Origin of the sequence: Streptococcus sp. 1032, from assembly GCF_013277015.1 — a bacterium.
Taxonomy (GTDB): Bacteria; Bacillota; Bacilli; order Lactobacillales; family Streptococcaceae; genus Streptococcus.
In genome coordinates this window covers 1-5,103 of sequence record NZ_VMMD01000021.1, presented here as the reverse complement: position 1 = coordinate 5,103, position 5,103 = coordinate 1, and the positions used below count along the sequence as shown (strand labels likewise).

Genomic DNA, 5,103 nt, shown 5'->3' with positions numbered 1-5,103 from the left:
TTGACTGCAGGTCTGATAGTAGAACGGCAACGAACATGAAAGGGCGGTGCGGTTCGACCTGGTTCATATTCCTTAACAGAATGAACCTCGTGATTTTCCAACCTGCAAATCTCACTTGTACGACTGTCTAATACCGCTACGATTTCGTAGTGGTCACCGCCCAACTCCTTGATGGTATCTAGCGTCGCGAGGTTATTATAAAAGGTCGTCTCAGTCCTGACAAGCGTATCAGCCCTATGATAGGCGACCCCTGTACGTTCAGAAAGAGCCCTAGCCATTCTATCAATAGACCAGCCGCCTGTTAGGCCTTTATTGATTGTATCGCTGATAGATTTATAAACCGTGGCATCATGTCCCCACACATTTGTTGAGAATGTTTTACCGCTCCAATTGCTAGCCATCTTATGCTTAACTGCATCGACACCCAATATTGGTTTCTCTATGATTCCAAAATGTGCCAAGTTCTTAGCTTGATGGATTTTACCCTTGATGTAGACGTCACTCAGAGCCTCTGTGACCTTGTCATGTATGCCGTCTGGCTTTCCGTATAGTTCAGCTGTTAGACGCTCAATTTCGGCAAGCAAAGCCTCCTTGCGACTAATACGATGGCGATAGCTCAAAGCGTCCAACAAAGGTGTCGGTGTGTCAGGATTTAAGGCCATCTCACGAAACCTTTCAAGAGTTACGTGCTTAAACTCTCTACGCTCTTTATCTGTCAGATATTGCTTGGCCTCTGCGTGAGTCATTTTATTATCAACTGCATACCTGGCATAGAACTTCTCAATCTCAGAAACCAGCTGGTGTTTATAGTCAGCTAAGGATTGACCAATCTGGGCCATATACCTATCAGCAACTATCTGAGCGTTTTGTTCCTGTTGTAAAGCACGCTCAGTCCAGTACTCATCTATCTTTTTCTTTTCCTTGGTCGTCATGGTCATCCTCTACCTTTTTGAAATTAGTCTGAGAGTATGGATTTTGTCCTTGTTCCTGTTGTTCTTTCAATCGTTCCTCAACCTCTGGTTGATACCATGGATGTTGTTCACGAATGCTTAGGTCGTCTAAGATACCGATTGAGTTCACACAATCTTGAATGGCTTCAGACTCATTTGAAATGATGTCACGATTGAATACATAGGTAAATTTAGACGCGTCAAACGCTACTCCTTTATTTGTGGCATACTGTTCTACAAACCAAATGAATTGCTTGATGCCTTTTTGGAACTCATTTTCTAGCTCATTACAGTCCAAATCAAGGTCTGTATAGCGCCATTTAAGAGCCTGACCACTTGCATTACCTAGATTATCATCTTGGGTATCAATGGCTCGAGCAGCCTCATACAAGAACTTACGAGAGCGTTCGATATCTGCTTCAACTCCGCTAGTATCATTGTCTGCTTGTAGGGTATCTACACCACCATCACTAGAAACTTTGATAGAGCGGAACTTATTCAGATTATTCATGAACTCGCCCAAGTCTGCGCCCTGATAGTTTTTCAAAACATAAATCAGCTTCGGCATATCTGCCAACATATCAGCATTAGTAGACATTTGAAGTTGAATATTATCAATCAAAGACTTGGTTTGGACTAAAAGACCGTCCTCATACTCGTTGTAGCGGAATGGAATCAGAGGCACTTTCTCCCAAGTATAAGGAGTCCGTGTACCGTCTGCATTGACATAATAAAAATTTCCCTTGGTCTCCTTGGATAGTGGATTGAGTTCAAGGTGTGAACCTGTCCAAATATAATCTGTAATTCCTTGTTCATCGTAGTATTCTACAAATGTTTTGGTCTTCTTCACTCCGCTTTCGTAGACGGCTTGTTTGTAGACACGCACAAAGGCGGATAATTCCAAATGACGCTCATCTTTCCAAAAAGGGATAATCTGTTCACTTGGGATTTTAAACAAGCGTAGACGGCCGTTCTCGTCGTAATAAGGCAAGCCGTAGGCTATCCCTTTTATCACTGCTTCCTTACCGAGTGACTTAATCGTAGATAAAAGATCCTCGTCAAACACGCTATCTAAAAAATCTTGTGATTCTTCTCCCTCTAGCGAGATGGTAGGTTGTTTAGAAAACAAATACCCGACCTTCTGGTCTACCAGCTTCTTAAATAAACCCAATTCAATCCTTGAGTTCGTCCGCCAATCCACATCTACTTTTTTCTTTCGAATATCCGTTTGGTTTCGGTAATATTCGTAAGCCTGTTTCATCGTACTTACTTTCTCAGAACCCTGGTGTTCTCTTATCTCAATCTCTAGTATTTCATTTTGGGTTGTATTCTTAATCAACAACCGCCTAATTAACCATTTAAACCAATTACTCAACATTTCTCCTTCTCCTACCAGAATGATATTCCTGGCTGTCTCATATCGTCTTCAAACGCATATCTTGTAGCGTCGATTGTGTGGTCGTTTACTTCTTCTAGCTTAGGCTTGGGATTTCCATCACGATCAACTGCATAGTCGGCACTTTCGAACTCTCGTGCAATATTCGGCGTACGTTCTGGATCTATCACAATCGCATCCAAATCATCCAACCAACGCTCTCCATACTCACGACTATCAGGGCCTTTCTTAGCGCCTTGAACAAGCGGAATATTTAGCTGCAGTTTTAACTCATCAATCGACTTAGGTTCTGCGCTATCACAGGTTATCATCTGAGATTGATAGCCTTTCTCACGGATTCTTTCAGCTAATTCACGGTTGCTAATCTTCACGCCATAAATCTCATCAATAGCATAGATAACACGTTTCTTCTTGTCATAGTGCCATCTTACAAAAGCCAAAGGGTCGTTAGCATATCCAAAGTCATTTCCTTGTCGAATGTTATCAAACCTTGCTATCTCCTCGTCTGTAATCTTGCGGAATACCAGATTTTCAAATGGTGCTACACCAGAACCGATAGCCTCACCCAGATACTCCCAACGATAACGCTTCTCTGAACGTTCTCTCGTGGCCTCTGCTTCTTCTATGAATGCTTGGGATATATATGGGTTATCTAAGTAAGTTGAATGGTGTACGTAGGTATTAGGAGGCTGTATGACGCTTTCATATTTCTTATTCACCCAAGACTGTTTTCTTTTTGGAGGATTGTAAGAGTAAAAGAACTTATAAAAAAGACCATCAGCCAATTCTCCACGTAGGAGCGAGTTGGTGATTGTCTTTACTTCATCTTCAGTTTTAAACTCAGCTAACTCCTCAATCCAGCCTATCGCAAATGGAAAGCGACTGTCTTTCAAGGATTTGATACGTTCTGGATCTTGTGCACCACGGAAGATAATATAATTCCCTCTTGGGATGTAGGTTATCTTCAAAGGGGACTTATTAATCTTAAATAAATGACTAACCCCTTGCTCACTAATCGCCCATTTCAATTGCTCATAGACCGATTGTTCTAAGGTATTATCCGTCTTACGAATACACACAGCATTGACTGGATAGCGCATAATCAGTTGAATGATAGTGTGTCCGATGTCGCTGGACTTACCAGAACCACGCCCACCTTTTTCAACCACGTGTAAGATTTTAGGTTCAAATGCTGCACGCCACATAGGATAAAAAGCTTTTGGGATAAATTCACTCATTCTACGCTTCATCGCCAACTCCTATATCATCAACGAATTGAACAGCTGAAGACATCTCGATTTCTTTTCTCTCTAAATATGCTCCGTTTACTTTGAATATATGGTCTATAGAGCGCTGTCTTTCCTCAATCGTCGGAGTAAACTCATAAGTCGTTTCCGATACCTCCACACCTTCAGCGGTCTTTACAGTTTTCTTAGAATACCCTTGTTGAGTTTCCCCTCTAGCAATACTAGCAGAAATTGCCAAGGCTTCTACGATTGACATTGAACGTTCGTCAAAAAGTTCTTCAGTACGTTTTTTAATGTATTCAGAAATGTCAACTTTTGTCAACAATCTTTGTCCTATAGACCTCGCTGTTTTATCAGAATACCCTGCTTTTATTGCGGCTTGTGTTGCATTTCTACTGATGATGTACTCATCAGCGAAATGTTTCTGTCTCTCGTTCAATTTTCCATCACCACCTTTCGAAATCAAAAAAGTCACACGATGTGCGACCTTTTCAAGACCTCTCACTGCGAATTAAAATCGCAATTGGAACGACAGGACTCGAACCTGTGACATCTTAATTCCCTAAACAGGACTTAATCCGTCTACCATATATCCATTAGCTAGCATGAGACTACTGCTTTAAACGAGTGACTTTGGATAACTTATAGTTTATTACCTTGTCCACAAATATTCCTACTTGTATCACTCATGCACGATTGGTTAGACCAATCACTCCTTACATCGCAAACTACTAAGCCATTTTTCAATTAACGAAGACCCCGCTAAAAGTCTAAGCTGCTTTACTCTTTGACTTTACTCTTATCCTTGCGAGACTTGAGTAGGCAATCTAATTGCCGAAGTACACTTTCGTTTGTGACGGGCGATGACTTTTGCTTTTTTTGAGTTTTTTCTATCTTGAATAGCTTTTAAAATATAAAAATCATCTTTCATCTATCACAGACACGCATCGCCATGTGTTTCATTCTCTTTTGAAGAACAAAATGCACAGCGCCTGCTTGTTATCGATTGTTTTGCGGACAATCAACTCACCTTACATACTTTTGGGAGGCGCCCAATTTTTGTAAGATATAGTATTAAGCTCTTGTTGCACCTCGAACCAAATACCTCTTTCCTCTTATAGACTCGTTTCACAGCCAAACTGCCACGTTTGCATTTCCTCAGCACCTTGCCGTTGGAATCTCCCTGCTTTAACTTCGCCCACCTATTCCAAAATTGAAATAGTTAAGATTAAATTGCTTAGATTGACCATTTCTGGCAGGATGTTTGATAGATTTAAAAACATCCTTTTCCTGAGTTACCACAGATTATCTAGGCTAAGCCCTAAAAATGCAAGACGACTACAACCTTGCGTGTGTATTAAATTTTGACTTCATTTTTATTTTTTGTAGTCTTTACAACCTCTGAGGGAATCAAACCCTCTAGCTTATAACTTACCTAGGATATAAGTAGCTACGCAACCATGCGAGGTTCGGTCACTTCTGCAACCATTTTTAAGTTAATGAGTGATAT

Annotated in this window: 4 protein-coding genes; all 4 read right to left on the bottom strand. The window is 40.9% G+C overall.

All coding sequences use genetic code 11. The annotated features are described in order from the left end of the window. Positions 1-932 (bottom strand): minor capsid protein (locus HT711_RS08105; RefSeq protein ID WP_173234858.1); only part of this gene is annotated, 932 nt, incomplete at its 3' end. Further along, entirely contained in the window at positions 901-2,328 is a 1,428-nt protein-coding gene (locus HT711_RS08100) for a phage portal protein (protein ID WP_173214015.1), read from the bottom strand. The genes HT711_RS08105 and HT711_RS08100, both read right to left, overlap by 32 nt. A gap of 11 nt (positions 2,329-2,339) precedes the next feature. Further along, a complete protein-coding gene (locus HT711_RS08095; RefSeq protein ID WP_173234856.1) occupies positions 2,340-3,596 on the bottom strand; it encodes a PBSX family phage terminase large subunit in 1,257 nt (418 codons plus the stop codon). Next, a complete protein-coding gene (locus HT711_RS08090; protein ID WP_345889785.1) occupies positions 3,586-4,068 on the bottom strand; it encodes a terminase small subunit in 483 nt (160 codons plus the stop codon). The genes HT711_RS08095 and HT711_RS08090 overlap by 11 nt, the downstream gene beginning before the upstream one ends. Positions 4,069-5,103 lie beyond the last annotated feature (1,035 nt).